At 62.3% G+C, this 14,409-nt stretch carries 16 protein-coding genes, 1 tRNA gene and 2 rRNA genes (1 of these 19 only partly in view); 7 read left to right on the forward strand and 12 right to left on the reverse strand.

The window, feature by feature from the left end:
• Positions 1-241: 241 nt before the first annotated feature.
• Entirely contained in the window at positions 242-1,147 is a 906-nt protein-coding gene (locus FJ867_RS06515; RefSeq protein WP_140624446.1) for a sugar-binding domain-containing protein, read from the reverse strand.
• 285 nt (positions 1,148-1,432) lie between these two features.
• Here FJ867_RS06515 and FJ867_RS06520 point away from each other — a divergent pair, with 285 nt between their 5' ends.
• Together FJ867_RS06520 and FJ867_RS06525 are read left to right on the forward strand one after the other, a co-directional pair.
• Entirely contained in the window at positions 1,433-2,341 is a 909-nt protein-coding gene (locus FJ867_RS06520) for a tagatose-bisphosphate aldolase (protein ID WP_140624447.1), read from the forward strand.
• Between the two features lie 35 nt (positions 2,342-2,376).
• A complete protein-coding gene (locus FJ867_RS06525; protein WP_140624448.1) occupies positions 2,377-3,831 on the forward strand; it encodes an ROK family protein in 1,455 nt (484 codons plus the stop codon).
• A 78-nt stretch (positions 3,832-3,909) separates the two neighbouring features.
• Here FJ867_RS06525 and FJ867_RS06530 read toward each other — a convergent pair whose 3' ends face one another.
• Positions 3,910-4,521 carry an NAD(P)-dependent oxidoreductase gene (locus tag FJ867_RS06530; RefSeq protein WP_140624449.1) on the reverse strand — a complete coding sequence of 204 codons (612 nt, stop codon included), beginning with the start codon at positions 4,519-4,521 and terminating at the stop codon, positions 3,910-3,912.
• Between the two features lie 35 nt (positions 4,522-4,556).
• Positions 4,557-5,195, reverse strand: coding sequence for a DsbA family protein (locus FJ867_RS06535; RefSeq protein WP_140624450.1), 639 nt, complete (start codon positions 5,193-5,195; stop codon positions 4,557-4,559).
• A gap of 133 nt (positions 5,196-5,328) precedes the next feature.
• On the opposite strand from FJ867_RS06535, the gene FJ867_RS06540 reads away from it, so the two are divergent.
• Positions 5,329-6,246: a LysR family transcriptional regulator gene (locus FJ867_RS06540; RefSeq protein WP_140816832.1), complete on the forward strand. Its 918-nt coding sequence runs from the start codon at positions 5,329-5,331 to the stop codon at positions 6,244-6,246.
• Between the two features lie 87 nt (positions 6,247-6,333).
• Here the strand turns inward: FJ867_RS06540 and FJ867_RS06545 are convergent, their stop codons facing one another.
• The 4 genes from FJ867_RS06545 to FJ867_RS06560 form a co-directional block, all read right to left on the reverse strand.
• Positions 6,334-6,630 carry a DUF982 domain-containing protein gene (locus FJ867_RS06545; protein ID WP_140624452.1) on the reverse strand — a complete coding sequence of 99 codons (297 nt, stop codon included), beginning with the start codon at positions 6,628-6,630 and terminating at the stop codon, positions 6,334-6,336.
• A gap of 338 nt (positions 6,631-6,968) precedes the next feature.
• On the reverse strand, positions 6,969-7,280 hold the full coding sequence (locus FJ867_RS06550; RefSeq protein WP_224518917.1) for a hypothetical protein: 312 nt from the start codon (positions 7,278-7,280) through the stop codon (positions 6,969-6,971).
• Positions 7,281-7,352: 72 nt separating this feature from the next.
• The gene (gene groL, locus FJ867_RS06555; protein ID WP_140513825.1) at positions 7,353-8,984 is read right to left on the reverse strand and encodes a chaperonin GroEL; all 1,632 of its coding nucleotides are present in this window, start codon (positions 8,982-8,984) and stop codon (positions 7,353-7,355) included.
• Between the two features lie 57 nt (positions 8,985-9,041).
• The gene (locus FJ867_RS06560) at positions 9,042-9,356 is read right to left on the reverse strand and encodes a co-chaperone GroES (protein WP_140513826.1); all 315 of its coding nucleotides are present in this window, start codon (positions 9,354-9,356) and stop codon (positions 9,042-9,044) included.
• A gap of 336 nt (positions 9,357-9,692) precedes the next feature.
• Here FJ867_RS06560 and FJ867_RS06565 point away from each other — a divergent pair, with 336 nt between their 5' ends.
• Together FJ867_RS06565 and FJ867_RS06570 are read left to right on the forward strand one after the other, a co-directional pair.
• Entirely contained in the window at positions 9,693-10,034 is a 342-nt protein-coding gene (locus FJ867_RS06565) for a hypothetical protein (RefSeq protein WP_224518916.1), read from the forward strand.
• 24 nt (positions 10,035-10,058) lie between these two features.
• Positions 10,059-10,337 carry an usg protein gene (locus tag FJ867_RS06570; protein ID WP_140500453.1) on the forward strand — a complete coding sequence of 93 codons (279 nt, stop codon included), beginning with the start codon at positions 10,059-10,061 and terminating at the stop codon, positions 10,335-10,337.
• A gap of 123 nt (positions 10,338-10,460) precedes the next feature.
• Here FJ867_RS06570 and FJ867_RS06575 read toward each other — a convergent pair whose 3' ends face one another.
• Positions 10,461-10,883, reverse strand: coding sequence for a DUF982 domain-containing protein (locus FJ867_RS06575; RefSeq protein WP_224619266.1), 423 nt, complete (start codon positions 10,881-10,883; stop codon positions 10,461-10,463).
• Positions 10,870-11,019, reverse strand: a complete 150-nt coding sequence (locus tag FJ867_RS28665; protein ID WP_181165362.1) for a hypothetical protein — start codon at positions 11,017-11,019, stop codon at positions 10,870-10,872. Before FJ867_RS28665 ends, FJ867_RS06575 begins: the two co-directional genes overlap by 14 nt.
• 26 nt (positions 11,020-11,045) lie before the next feature.
• On the opposite strand from FJ867_RS28665, the gene FJ867_RS06580 reads away from it, so the two are divergent.
• Together FJ867_RS06580 and FJ867_RS06585 are read left to right on the forward strand one after the other, a co-directional pair.
• Positions 11,046-11,528, forward strand: coding sequence for an Hsp20 family protein (locus FJ867_RS06580; RefSeq protein WP_140500457.1), 483 nt, complete (start codon positions 11,046-11,048; stop codon positions 11,526-11,528).
• A gap of 78 nt (positions 11,529-11,606) precedes the next feature.
• Positions 11,607-12,113: an Hsp20/alpha crystallin family protein gene (locus FJ867_RS06585; protein ID WP_140584074.1), complete on the forward strand. Its 507-nt coding sequence runs from the start codon at positions 11,607-11,609 to the stop codon at positions 12,111-12,113.
• 292 nt (positions 12,114-12,405) lie between these two features.
• Here the strand turns inward: FJ867_RS06585 and FJ867_RS06590 are convergent.
• The 3 genes from FJ867_RS06590 to FJ867_RS06600 all read right to left on the reverse strand — a co-directional run.
• Positions 12,406-12,482, reverse strand: a tRNA-Met gene (locus tag FJ867_RS06590).
• 233 nt (positions 12,483-12,715) lie between these two features.
• Positions 12,716-12,830 (reverse strand): 5S ribosomal RNA (gene rrf, locus FJ867_RS06595).
• Between the two features lie 272 nt (positions 12,831-13,102).
• A 23S ribosomal RNA gene (locus FJ867_RS06600) occupies positions 13,103-14,409 on the reverse strand (it continues 1,504 nt past the right edge of the window).

Below are 14,409 nucleotides of genomic sequence, written 5' to 3' on the forward strand. Positions count from 1 at the left end.
TCCGCGAGGTCAGAGAACCACGGCACCCGGCATGCATTGCACGCCAAGTTCACAAACTTGTAACACTTTGCAGAAATAAATTGCAACTCGGTTTTCCGGGTCGCAACGCCGGATTTTTCACGCAACATCCGACTGCTCCACAAAGTCCCGCCGAACTATTGCCTCGACTTCTCGGCGGCACAACCGATTTCGTAAAATCGCCCTCGCGAACTGGAATGCGGCGGCGGGGCGGCGGGCGGCACTATCGCGGCGGCAGGGTAGCGAGGATGGCTTGCGCCGTCTTCGTATCCGTTATCACGGCGTTGATCAGCCGGGCGCGAGCGGCGCCGATGATGGCCGTCGCCTTTTCCGGCGACGCCGCGACACCGATCACCAGCGGCACGGCGCGGAGCTGCGCCGGCGACATAGCGATCATCCGGCCCTCTCCTTCCCAGGCGATCAGCGCGCCATCGGCATCGAAATAATGCCGAAGGACATCGCCGGCCGCATGGACCAGCGCCTGCTCGCTCGGCGTGGCGGCGCTCGCCTCGGGTGCATTGATGGCATGCGGCAGGCCGATGCCGACGATCGCCACATCGGTCCTGTCCCACAGCGCGACGGCATCGCTGATGGCGGCATCACCAAGGAAGACTTCACGCAATTCACTGGAAGGCAGATAGGGCGCATGAATGAAGTGCGGTGTCCCGCCGAACTCCTCGGCGGCGAGGCGGACGAATTCGTTGACCTGAAAATGCGCCGCGTGCTGCTGCATGCCGCCGGTGGCGGCAACGGTCAGCACGCCCGGAATGCGCGGCAGGCCGGCGCGGATCACCTCGCGCACCGCGCGCCCCCAGCCGATGGCGACCACGGAGCCGGCCACCAATTGCGCCTGCTTGAGAAGGCCGCCGAGCGGGCCGGCCAGCGCCGTCAGCGCGCCTGCGGCCGGCGTCTCGACCACCGCTGCGTCACGCAGGCCTAGCCTATCGATTAGCTGTCCGGTGATCTCCTCAGGTGCCGCCAGATCGAGAACCTCGATACGGACGATCCCTTCCGCCCGCGCCCGCTGCAAGAGGCGCGATATGGTCGCGGTGGAGACGCCAAGCTGCCGCGCGATATCGACCTGCGACATCTCCGCCTCGTAATGCAGTTTGGCGACCGTGTGCAGCATCGTGCGCGATGCGGTCGCATCCTGAATGGGAGGGACAGCCAGCTTGCAATTCCTTTCAGCAACGTGTTACACACGTATACGCCGATGGGAGTTATCGCGCAAATCCGACGAACTCGCAACTTGAGGCCGTCCTGCCCAGGCGCCGGCAAGGTGTGCTTTTCCGGGCAATGGACGGCGCATCAAGACGGCAATTCTCCCCTGCCGGCAGGCGGGCAAAAACTGAACATTCTTGTTTCCACGGGATCCGCGCCCTCGGCCAGAGAGCGCCAACATCGGACAGAGACCATGACAAAGATGACCACCGCGGAGCTGCGCGGCTATCAGCAGATATGCGGCAAGGACGGGGCCATGCTGGCCATCGCCTGCGACCAGCGCGGCGGCATGCGCACCTTGCTGGCGTCGGATCCGGCCGAACAGGCCAGGATCACCAACGACATGCTCGGCGACACCAAGGCCGACATCACGCGCTACCTTGCAAGTGCCGCGTCCTGCGTGCTGCTCGACCCGCTCTGCGCGGTGCCGCGGGTTGTCGAGGAGGGCGTGCTGAACCGCGATACCGCGCTGCTTATCGGCCTCGACGCCTCGGGTTTCGACGTCTCGCCTGAAGGCTATCGCCTGTCGCGCCTTGTCCCCGGCATCGATGCGCGCCGCGTGCGCGAACTGGGTGGCACGGGCGGCAAGATCATGGTGTATCTGCGGGCCGACAAGCCCGAAGCGAATGAGCACAACATTGCCATCCTGCGCCAATGCATCGCCGATTTCGGGCAGGAAGATTTGTTGCTCGTCGTCGAATTCCTGACCTATCAGCTCGAAGGCGAAAGCCCTGAAGATTATGCGGCGAAGACGCCGTGGCTTGTCGAGGAAGGCACAAGGATCTCGCTGGAGTGCGGGGCGAAGGTGCTGAAGCTTCCGTATCCCGGAACGCCGGAAGCCTGCGCCAACATCACGAGAATGGCCGGCGAGGTGCCGTGGGCGGTGCTTTCGGCCGGCGTCAACCACGCCACCTTCCTCGGCCAGGTCGAGATTGCCATGCAGAACGGCGCCTCCGGCGTCATCGCCGGCCGCTCGCTGTGGAAGGACTGCATCTCGCTCGATCGTGACATTCAGCGCGAAAGGCTTAAGGCCATCGCGGTGCCGCGATTGCGTGAGATCCAGGCGGTGATCGGGTATCACCGGCGCAAGGCCGCCGCCTGATATCTGCGTTGGATCACCGGCACGTGCAGGACGTCATGCCTCTCAGCATAGGGATCGATATAGGCGGCACCAATCTGCGGGCCGCCCGCATTTCGGGCACCGGGGAAATCCTCGAACGTCTGTCCGAAAAGAGCGCGCCGGACCCGCAGCTTGTGCTCTCGCGAATCGCCGGGATGGTGCGCCGGCTCGATACATCTGAGGTTTCGGCCATCGGCATCGGTGTTCCCGGCCGCGTCGACGCGCATCGCCGCGCGGTCCTGTCCGGCGGCTATGTCAATCTGGCCTCCGTCTCGCTGGCGCAGTGCCTGGAGGACATGGCCGGCAAGCCCGTCGTCATCGACAATGACTGCAACATGGCACTGGTCGCCGAGATGGCGCTCGGCGCCGGCCGGGGCCATCACGACGTCGCCATGTTCACCATCGGCACCGGCATTGGCGGGGCCGTCGCTCAAGATCGGCGGATCATGCGTGGCCGGGCAACGGCAGGGCAGCTCGGCCACATCACCGTCGACGTCAATGGCGAGATCTGCGCCTGCGGCCGGCACGGTTGTGTCGAGACCACCAGTTCGGGCACCGCGCTTGGCCGTCACATCGCGCGGGCCGGCTTGCGTCCCGACCTTTCGGTCGACCAGCTCTTTGCCCGCAACGCCGCCGGAGACGTCCAGGCGCGCGCTATACTCGAAGCCTGGGCAATGCCTTTGCGTGCCGCCATCGATACCAGCGTCGCCATGTTCGACCCCGGTGTCGTCCTGCTCGGCGGCGGTCTTGGCTGGGCGGCACACAAGGCGCTCGGCCGCGCGCCGGCCCTGGCGCCGTGGTACCAGTGCCCGGTCGAGCCGGCGCAGCTCGGCGACGACGCCGGCGTGATCGGGGCGGGATTGCAGGCGCTGGCCGGAACAGACATGGCGACAGCGCCGATTTTTGGCCGGCATTTTGTGCAAGCCGGCGCGGCCAGGCGCGCCGTGCTGGTCAACGGCATCCCGGCCAGCGGCAAGAGCACGGTGTCGCGCGGCATCGCCGACCGCATGGGATGGCCGTTGCTTGCGCTCGATACGATCAAGAATCCGTTTCTCGAAGCGCTCGGCGGCGGCGACCGCGCATTCAACCGCACGCTCGGCCGCGCCAGCTATCAGGCGATCTGGTCAGTCGTCGGCGAAGCCCCAGCGGGCTCCACATTCATCGTCGACGCCTGGTTCGGTTTCCAGCCGCGCGAGCTGCTCGAGGATCATCTCAGGAATGCCGGGGTCGAACAGACCGTCGAAATCTGGTGCCATGCGCCGGGCGAGGTTTTGGCCGAACGCTATGGCGCCCGGCTCGGCCAGCGTCCCGCCGGCCATCCAGGCGCGGCCTATATCCCCGAACTGATCGAACTCGCCAGGCGCGCCGAACCGCTGCGGCGCGGCCCGCTCTTCGACGTCGACACGACGAAACCGATCGACTTCGATGCCATCATGGCATGGCTGCGAGCGATGATGACGGGCGACGTTTAGAACGTTGATGGACAAGAAGCAGCTGGGCTCGCCAACTCCGAAAGCCGTTTCGCTTTCGAGCTGGCCAGGCCTGCCTAGTCAATAACCGACGGTGAAGCGCTGCTTTATGTAGGCGGGCTTCTCGATCTCGTCGACCATCGCGATGGCGTAATCCTCGAAGGAAATGCTGCTGCCCTTGTCCGAAGCCAGAAGCGTGTCCTTGCCGAGGCGGAGCTTGCCGGTCCGCTCGCCTGGGATGAACATGGCGGACGGCGACAGGAACGTCCAGTCGAGGTCATCGATGGTCTTCAGCTTGTCCAGGAAGTCAGCGCCCTTCTGCGCCTCGGCCTTGTAGATGTCAGGAAATTCGGGCGTGTCGACCAGCCGCTTGCCAGGCGAGACCTCAAGGCTGCCCGCGCCACCGACGACCAGGTAGCGCTTCACGCCGGAGGCTCGCACCGCGGCGATCAGCGTGTCGGCATCGCTGTCGAGGAAATGCACCGAACTGATCACCACATCGTGGCCGCGGATCAGCTTGGCCAGGCCTTCCATGTCGAAGACGTCGCCCTTCCTGGCCGCCACGCCAGGCAGCGCCGCGATTTTTTCAGGATTGCGGGCGATGCCGGTGACCGTGTGGCCACGGCCGGAGAGTTCCTTGAGCAGGCGCGAACCGACTGCGCCCGATGCGCCGATGAGAGCGACTTTTGCCATGTCTTTTCCATTCCTTGTTGGAGGTCGGTTGGGGGTCACGCGGCCGCGATATGAGCGAGGAGATTGTCGAAACTGCCGAACAGCGCGTTCGAACCGATGAGGCGCGGCGCATCGTTGCTCATGATGGCGAGCGAAGGCACGCCGTTGGAATGCAGGCGCTGGAACAGCGCGCGGCCTCGGCCGACCAGTTCGCGGTGAGCTGTCAGCAATCCTTCGGTTGGCGCCTTCACCAGTTCGCCGGCATCGGCCATGCCGGCGTCGGCGAGCACCTCGGCGACACCGCCGACCGTGACGATATCGCGCCCATCGACATAGCGCGCGTTCTGGATCGCCTTCAGCGCGGCGAGCCGGCGGTCGGGATCTTCGAGGCCCGCCGCGGTGATCGCGAGGGTCGCGGCATGGGAATCCAGCAACGTGCCGCGAACATTCAGCACGTTGTCCCGATAGCCCTGCGTGAAAACCTGTCCGGTCAAGCGCTCGATGCGCTGGTCGTTCGCCCAGGCATGGGCGGCAAAACCGTCATCCATCGGCCGGGCGCCTGCCCCCGAAAACAGGCCGGTCGGCAAGAGCTCGATGCGCACGCCGCTGGCGGACAGTTTTTCGAGCATCGGGCTTGCGCCATAGCACCAGCCGCAGAGCGGATCGAAAAGGTAGGTCACTTCTGGATTGCCCACGATCGTCCGGTCTCCGTTGCCGTGGCGTTGGCTGCCGCATCCGCCAGACTTCTTGGCCACATGTGGCAGGTGGCGGTCTTGCAATAAATAGCGTCCAATAATACAGACTGTCTGATCCAATCAGACAAAGCGCATGACCGAACTCCTGAATCTCAATCGGCTCGTCTATTTCACCACGGTGATGGAGACAGGCTCGTTCACCACGGCGGCGGACCGGCTTGGCGTAGCCAAGGCCGTGGTCAGCCACCAGGTCGGCAGGCTTGAACAGGAATTGGGCGCGACGCTCATGCGGCGCACGACGCGGCGTGTCATGCCGACCGAGGAGGGTCGCCTGTTCTACGACCGCGCGATGATCATCCTGCGCGAAGCCGAAGCGGCCTATGGCGAGATCTCGCACGGGGCGATCGAACCCAAGGGAATGCTGAGGCTGACCGCGCCGCTCGACTATGGCACGAAGATCGTTGCGCCGGTCATGGCCGCCTATCTCCGAACCTATCCGCATATGCGCGTCGAGGCGATTTTCGATGACGCCGTCAGCAATCTGGTGGACGAGCAGATCGACCTCGGCATCCGCGTCGGCTGGCTTGCGGATTCGTCCAATCAGGCGCGGCGCCTGGGCACGATACAGCAGGTCGTGGTGGCGAACCCGAGCTTCGCCGCAAGCCTGCCGCCCGATGTCACCCCGCGCCAGGCAAGATCGCTTGCCTGGGTCGGCAACGCCCAGCTGCGCGGCATCGGCCAATGGCTGTTTTCAAGAGAGGGAGAAACGGTGTTGACCGAACTCAACCCGGTCATCATGTGCGACAAGAGCCCGGCGGCTCTTGCCTGCGTGCTCGCCGGTATCGGATTGGGCGTATTTCCCGACTACAGTGTCGGCGACGATATCGCCGAGGGGCGTCTCGTGCCGGTATTTGCCGACTGGATGTTGCCTGCCGGCGGCATCCATGCCGTTTTCCCTCCGGCCCGGTTCCGGCCAGCCAAGGTCCGCGCCTTCGTCGATTTGCTGGCGGCCGCCGAGAAGAAACGCTCGCGTCTCGTCGAAACGGCCTGAGGCGGCGAGCACCGCCCGCCAGCTCGAGGCTGGCGGGCTGATCGCTTTGGTCGCCGGGGCGCTCACCGATAGGTCGCAAATAGATACTCAATCCGCTCGCACGGCGCGGCCACCGGATGCGATACTGGCAGGCGAGATCATATTCGGCACCAGAATGTCATTGCGGCGCGCGAAGGCGATCAAGGTCGCCCGCACGGTTTCCGCATCGATCTCACCGGCAATGCCGGCTTTGCAAGCGTTGAGGGCGACGGCATGGGCGCCGTTTCGGCTGGCAACGGGCCAGTCCTGCAACACGGCATATGCTTCCATCGCAGTCTCGATCGTTACCGGAAGCCCCATTCCGACCAAGATCGTCACGGGTTCTTCAAAGCGCATCTGTGCCATGATTTAAACCTCCATTCGATGGCAAACGAACCGAAGCATGTCGGGCAGCCTGGTGCGCGAAGACAGGTCGGCGCGGATAGGGCGGGTGCGCCGGTGTCGTCGGATTTCCGGCGGCCGCGAGCCTGATCTCGGCTGGCTCGACCGGGCTTGGCTTGAGCACTGGCGAGCCTCGGCCAGGCGCCGGTAGCGCCCTATGCGCCCTGGCGAGCGCCTCGAGCCAGGCAAGGACGGAAAGCGGCGGAAGCGCCCGCCCATCGAGCCAGGCGGCGACCTGGCTTTGCGGGCAACCAAGCTCGTCGACGAGGTCTGCCGCTTTCCACCTCAACGTTTTCAGGCATTCACGCAATTGGCCCACGATCATGTCGGTCCTCTTCCCAACCGGACATCGGTCCATCGTTTGCTGTGGGGCTCCGATGATCGCGTCCTCCATCCCTGGTTGAGCCGCCGGAGCCTTCCGAGGCTGCCGACACATGCTGCGCGGCCAGGAACATCAGCGTCGACGCCGCCGTACGGCGGCTCCAGCCTGCGGACTCGGCCATGTCGAGAACGCGCATCAACAATGGCCCCAGCACGCTCCTGCATTCTGCCTCGTAGGCGAGAAATTCGTTTGCCGGATGCGTGGGCGCCGAAACCGAACCGATACCGGTCATAGTGGTCTCTCTCCAAACTTTCCCCGGGAAGCGCCCGCTCCCACTTCTGGGAGCGGGCGGCCTCCAAGCGTCCTAGAAGTCCATGCCCGCGCCGGCGGGCATGGCAGGGGTCGCGGCCTCCTTCTTTGGCTTCTCGGCTACCATCGCCTCGGTGGTGACCAGCAGGCCAGCGACGGAAGCGGCATCCTGAAGCGCGGTGCGCACGACCTTTGCCGGATCGATGACGCCTTGACCGTAGAGATCGCCGAACTCGTTGGTCTGGGCGTTCCAGCCCCAGCCGAACTCGCTCTTCTCACGCAGCTTGCCGACGATGATCGAGCCCTCGGCGCCGGCGTTCTCCGCGATCTGGCGCACCGGGGTCTCGATCGCACGCCGCACGATCTCGACACCGGTCCTCTGGTCGGCATTGTCGATCGGCAAGGCATCGAGCGCCTTGGCGGCCCGGAGCAACGCGACGCCGCCGCCCGGGAGTACGCCTTCCTCGACCGCCGCACGGGTCGCATGCAGCGCGTCGTCGACACGGTCCTTGCGCTCCTTCACCTCGACTTCCGTCGAACCGCCGACACGGATGACGGCGACGCCACCGGCGAGCTTCGCCAGCCGCTCCTGCAGTTTCTCGCGGTCGTAGTCGGAGGTAGTCTCCTCGATCTGCGCTTTGATCTGGGCGATGCGGCCCTGGATCTCTTCCTTGCGGCCAACGCCGTCGACGATGGTGGTGTTTTCTTTTTCGATCACCACTTTCTTGGCGCGGCCCAGCATCTGCAGCGTGACGTTCTCGAGCTTGATGCCGAGATCCTCGCTGATCGCCGTGCCGCCGGTGAGGATGGCAATATCCTCCAGCATCGCCTTGCGGCGATCGCCGAAGCCGGGCGCCTTGACTGCCGCGACCTTCAGGCCGCCGCGCAATTTGTTCACGACCAGCGTGGCGAGCGCCTCGCCCTCGACATCCTCGGCGATGATCAGCAGCGGCTTGCCCGACTGCACGACTGCCTCGAGGACGGGGAGCATGGCTTGCAGGTTGGACAGTTTCTTCTCGTGGATCAGCACGTAGGGCTCTTCGAGCTCGACGCGCATCTTGTCCTGGTTGGTGATAAAGTACGGGCTGAGATAGCCGCGGTCGAACTGCATGCCTTCGACCACCTCCAGTTCGGTCTCGGCGGTCTTGGCCTCCTCCACCGTGATGACACCTTCATTGCCGACCTTCTCCATCGCCTCGGCGAGGAACCGGCCGATCTCGGGATCGCCATTGGCCGAAATGGTGCCGACCTGGGCGATCTCATCGTTTTTCGTCACCTTGCGAGCGTTGGCCTTCAGTTCGGCGACGACCGCCTCCACGGCCTTGTCGATGCCGCGTTTCAAATCCATCGGATTCATGCCCGAGGCAACGGCCTTGGCACCTTCCTTGACGATGGCTTGGGCCAGAACGGTCGCGGTCGTGGTGCCGTCGCCGGCGATGTCGTTGGTCTTCGAAGCGACTTCGCGCACCATCTGCGCGCCCATGTTTTCGAACTTGTCTTCCAGTTCGATCTCCTTGGCCACCGTCACACCATCCTTGGTGATGCGCGGCGCGCCGAAGGATTTATCGATAACGACGTTGCGGCCTTTGGGACCGAGCGTCACCTTCACCGCATTGGCCAGAATGTCGACGCCGCGCAGCATCTTCTCGCGGGCTTCGGTATGGAATTTCACTTCCTTGGCAGCCATTGGATCACTCCTTCAATTTAGGCAGCTTTCGTTGACTGATAACTTGGCAAGAAGCCGTCAGGCGGCCTTCTTCACGGTCGCGGTCTGCTCGATCACGCCCATCACATCGCTTTCCTTCATGATGATCAGGTCTTGGCCGCCGAGCTTGATCTCGGTGCCGGACCATTTGCCGAACAGAATGCGGTCACCCACCTTGACGTCGAGCGGCTGTAGCTGCCCGGCTTCGTTTCGGGCGCCGGGGCCGGCGGCGATCACCTCGCCTTCCTGCGGCTTTTCCTTGGCTGTGTCGGGAATGATAATGCCGCCAGCCGTTTTCTCCTCGGCTTCGATGCGGCGGACCAGGATACGGTCGTGCAATGGGCGGAACGTCATGTCGTTCTCCTTCAAGGACAAACAGTTTTTGAGGTTCCTCCGCGCCGGACCGGCAATATCGGCCCGGCACGAGGTGCCGCGACCCTTGTTCAGGCATCGCGCGCGCATATCGAGCTAGTTTTGGAATTTTCCGGTTTCAAGAGGTTGGCGCAAAAATTTTGGCACTCGTCGCACGAGAGTGCCAACGCGTTGTTATCATGCAGGAATTCTCACCAAGTCGACGATTTCACCGCTTGAATTTTGGTAGAGGGCCAACAAGATTATCCTGGCCGGCGCTGCCGAAGCACAGCCGGAAACTGGACGCTATCGAGGAGTTTTTGCAGACGGAGGACAACGATGGACCGACAGAAATTTTCGCCGATCATGCCTTCCCTGACTGACACGCCCGACACCTCGCTTGACCGGCTGCTTTCGCCGGCGAGGCACTTCAAACATCCTGACGAGGTATTGGAAGACGACGCGCTCGACCTCTGGGAAAAGCGGGCGATCCTGTCGTCTTGGGCCTCGGATGCCTGCGCGGTGGAGTCGATGCCGGAACTGCGCCTGCCGCCGGGAGTCGAGCGGCCGGTTTCCTTCGACCACGTCATGGAGGCCTTGTGCAAGCTCGACATCGACGTGCCGGCGCCGCGGTCCACGCCGGATGAATTCCGGCACGACTTCGCCAGGATGAATGCATGAGGTCGTAAGCGAAAGGAGAAACATATGGTGACTGCGGTCAGCAGAGAATTCCGCCTGCAGATGGATGGCTACGGCCTGACCACGGCCGAGATTCACTATCATATGCCTGACTACCCCAACCTGCTGCAGCTCTATGTCTGGCAGGAATACGACCTCGCTCCCGATTTCCCGGAGCTGAAGGGCTTCCTTGGCTATTGGGAAAGCGAACTGGACGGCACGCTGCATTCCGTGCGCGTCGCACATCATCGTCTAATCACACCGTCGGAATGGCGCGCCGTTGACGGCATCGTTGCCATCCATTGAGCGGATCACATTGAGCGGATCAAAAAACCTGAAGCGCGTCGCCTGCAACGCGGCGCGCTCAAAGGCTCGATTGAGCATACCTAAAATCAGAGTTCCCGAGCAGGATGAGTGATGGGATTCGTGTCATCCTGCTCTGACAGCCATCGGCTGGGCCGTCCTTGACATCGCCGCGGAACGGAATTGCTGGGGCGAAGCGGAGCGGCCCCTCGTCAGGCCGGCTCGCTTGGCCGCCTTCAAGAAGGCCTTGTAGGCGGCACGCCCGCTGCGCCAGCCATCCAGCGCATCACGGCATGCACGGCCGGCGGCGCGCCAGCTTGGTCCGCGCGCCCATTTCGGCCATTGTTGATCCAGGCATTCCAGAGCCTCGAAGCTGCTGGCGACCTTGCGTGGGGCGTCCGACAATTCGAGGGTAATCGGCTGGGGAAACCGAATATCGTTCATCACTTCCTCCGTTTTTTGACGTCTTTTTGCGAGTAAGCAATCGGATGGCGTCACCGGCGACCGTCCATCCGTGATCGAGATGGTCAGCCGTTCAGGCCGCGTCAAGGGCCGCCGGAATCTCGACGAGACGTTCGATCAGGCCTCTTGACGCCACGCCCGTCAGTTCCCAGATCGATTCCGCCGGCGCCGGAAGGGCCGGCAGGTCAAGGAGTGCCGCATCCTTGGCACTCCTCGTACCCATGTTGCTCAGCGAAGGAGGATATGGCTATGAGAACCGCTTTCGACTTTTCACCGCTCTATCGGTCGAGCATAGGCTTCGACCGCATTTTCGACCTGCTGGAGAATGCCAGCCGCACGGCGAACGTCGACAACTGGCCGCCCTACGACATCTCCAGGACCGGTGACGACGCCTACCGCATCACCATGGCGGTAGCCGGCTTCGGTCAAGACGAATTGAGCATCGTGCATGAACCCAACATGCTCGTCATCGCCGGCGAGCGTGCCGGAGAGGACAATGGCGAATACCTGCATCGCGGCATCGCCGGACGGCCGTTTGAGCGACGCTTCGAACTTGCCGACCATGTGAAGGTGACCGGCGCCGGCCTCGTCAACGGTCTCCTGACCGTCGATCTTCAGCGTGAGATTCCCGAAGAGATGAAACCGCGCAAGATCGAGATCGGCACCAGCATGGCCAAAGCCAAGGAAAAATCCGCGGCAAAGCCCGTGCAAGTGGAAAAACAGGCCGCGTGAGGCAATTCGGGTCAGGGCTTCCACCAACCGGACGCCGGTCGCCCGGTGGTGGAGACGCAAGCAAAGAGGAGAAAGACAATGAGCGTACGTGATCTCATTCCTTTTGGCCGGGAACGCGGACAGGTGCCCAGCCTTTTGCGCGATGGCGAACGTGATCCGTTCATGTCGTTGCACCGCGAGGTCAACCGTCTTTTCGACGATGTTTTCCGTGGTTTCGGTTCGGGGCTGCCGTCCTTGTCTTCCGTTGCCGCCGACGGCGCACGCTGGCCAAGCGTCGAGATCTCCGACACTGGAAAGGAGGTCCGTGTCACGGCCGAAGTGCCCGGCATGGAGGAAAAGGACATCGAGGTCCTGCTCGATGACGACGTGCTGACCCTGAAGGGCGAAAAGCGGTCCGAGACCGAGGACAAGGAGCGCCAGTTCTCCGAGCGCTATTACGGTCGTTTCGAGCGCCGCATTCCGCTCGGCATCGAGGTAGAGCAAGACAATGTCGAAGCGCGCTTCAGGAACGGCGTCCTGACGGTTACATTGCCGAAGACCGCGAGAGCGCAAGCGCAGGCAAAGCGGATCGAGATCAAGAGTTGAACCACCTATGCCGGCGGTGGGACAAACCCACCCGCCGGTTCTGGTCGAGACGGCAGTATTGACGGCTTACACTGCGGACGCGATCGCTTGCTGGCTGGATTATCTTCGGCGACAGGTCTGCCTTTTGTGCGGTGGCCCGCTGAACGCTTTGGCTTGGCTTGGCTTGGATTTCTTTTTGACCTTGGGCGTCGGCTTTGGGTGTTTGCTGGGCCTGTGATGAGGGTTCTCAAATCAGCGGGCGGCCATCAGTCGGATACAAGAACAGCCCGGGGTGAGCCGGGCTGTTTTGATTTGGTTGCGGGGACAGGATTTGAACCTGTGACCTTCAGGTTATGAGCCTGACGAGCTACCGGGCTGCTCCACCCCGCGCCACCTATGAGCAAGCGTGAGCTTGCTTCGACCTCTGGAAGCAGGTGTTTTCTGCTTCGATTTCTGGAAGCAGGTGTTTCTGCTTCGATGTTTGGAAGCGGGCGATTGCCTGCTTCGCGCCGCCAAATTGAAAGGGCCGCTTACGCGGCCCGTTGTCCCGTTGGCGGGCCTGTTCGTGAAGAGAAGATTTCACATCCATCCGATTGGATGTGAGTTTAACGTGCGTTTGGCAGACCTGGCAGCGACCTACTCTCCCGCGTCTTGAGACGAAGTACCATCAGCGCTGGAGCGTTTCACGGCCGAGTTCGGAATGGGATCGGGTGCAGCCGCTCCGCCATAACCACCAGGTCGGCAAAACGCACGTTATTCGAGAAGCTGGGTTAGGGATTGGGCAGAAGGCAATAGTGAATAGGGGATGCCTATTCACTATTGGCTCGTTGCTCTTCACCTGTCTTTTTGTGCCTGAGCGACATCCACAGTTTGCTTTCGGGCAAAGCCCGCAAGCGCGACTGCGCGTCGCCGGTCGTCCGGCGCCCTCGCGGAGCATAGGCCCGTAAGGGCCGCTCATGCGTGAGCGCTGGCCAGACCATCGTGTTTCACGATGGGCATAAGGAATGAGAACGATCAAGCCGATCGAACTATTAGTACCGGTAAGCTTCAAGCGTTGCCGCTCTTCCACACCCGGCCTATCAACGTGGTCGTCTTCCACGGTTCTCAGGGAATACTCGTTTTAAGGTGGGTTTCCCGCTTAGATGCCTTCAGCGGTTATCCCGTCCGGATATAGCTACCCTGCTATGCGGCTGGCGCCACAACAGGTCCACCAGAGATCCGTCCATCCCGGTCCTCTCGTACTAGGGACAGATCCTTTCAATATTCCTACACCCACGGCAGATAGGGACCGAACTGTCTCACGACGTTCTGAACCCAACTCACGTACCGCTTTAAATGGCGAACAGCCATACCCTTGGGACCTGCTCCAGCCCCAGGATGCGATGAGTCGACATCGAGGTGCCAAACAACCCCGTCGATATGGACTCTTGGGGGTCATCAGCCTGTTATCCCCGGCGTACCTTTTATCCGTTGAGCGATGGCCCTTCCACGCGGGACCACCGGATCACTATGACCGACTTTCGTCTCTGCTCGACTTGTCAGTCTCGCAGTCAGGCAGGCTTATGCCATTGCACTCAGCGAACGATTTCCGACCGTTCTGAGCCCACCATCGCGCGCCTCCGTTACTCTTTAGGAGGCGACCGCCCCAGTCAAACTACCCACCATACATTGTCCCGGACCCGGATAACGGGCCGCGGTTAGACATCCATAGTGATAAGGGTGGTATTTCAAGGGTGGCTCCACCTGAGCTGGCGCCCAGGTTTCAAAGCCTACCACCTATCCTACACATGCCACTACGAATGCCAATGTAAAGCTATAGTAAAGGTGCACGGGGTCTTTCCGTCTAACCGCAGGAACCCCGCATCTTCACGGGGAATTCAATTTCACTGAGTCTATGCTGGAGACAGCGGGGAAGTCGTTACGCCATTCGTGCAGGTCGGAACTTACCCGACAAGGAATTTCGCTACCTTAGGACCGTTATAGTTACGGCCGCCGTTTACTGGGGCTTCGATTCAGAGCTTGCACCCCTCCTCTTAACCTTCCAGCACCGGGCAGGCGTCAGACCCTATACGTCGCCTTGCGGCTTCGCAGAGCCCTGTGTTTTTGATAAACAGTCGCTACCCCCTGGTCTGTGCCACCCTCCTCTGCTTGCGCAGAAAAGGGTCACGCTTCTTCCGAAGTTACGCGTGCAATTTGCCGAGTTCCTTCAGCATAGTTCTCTCAAGCGCCTTGGTATACTCTACCAGACCACCAGTGTCGGTTTCGGGTACGGTCTATAAGGAGGAGCTATTTCCTGGAACCACTCCGCTGCCCGTTC

It is taken from the genome of Mesorhizobium sp. B2-5-3 (assembly GCF_006441005.1).
GTDB lineage: Bacteria > Pseudomonadota > Alphaproteobacteria > Rhizobiales > Rhizobiaceae > Mesorhizobium.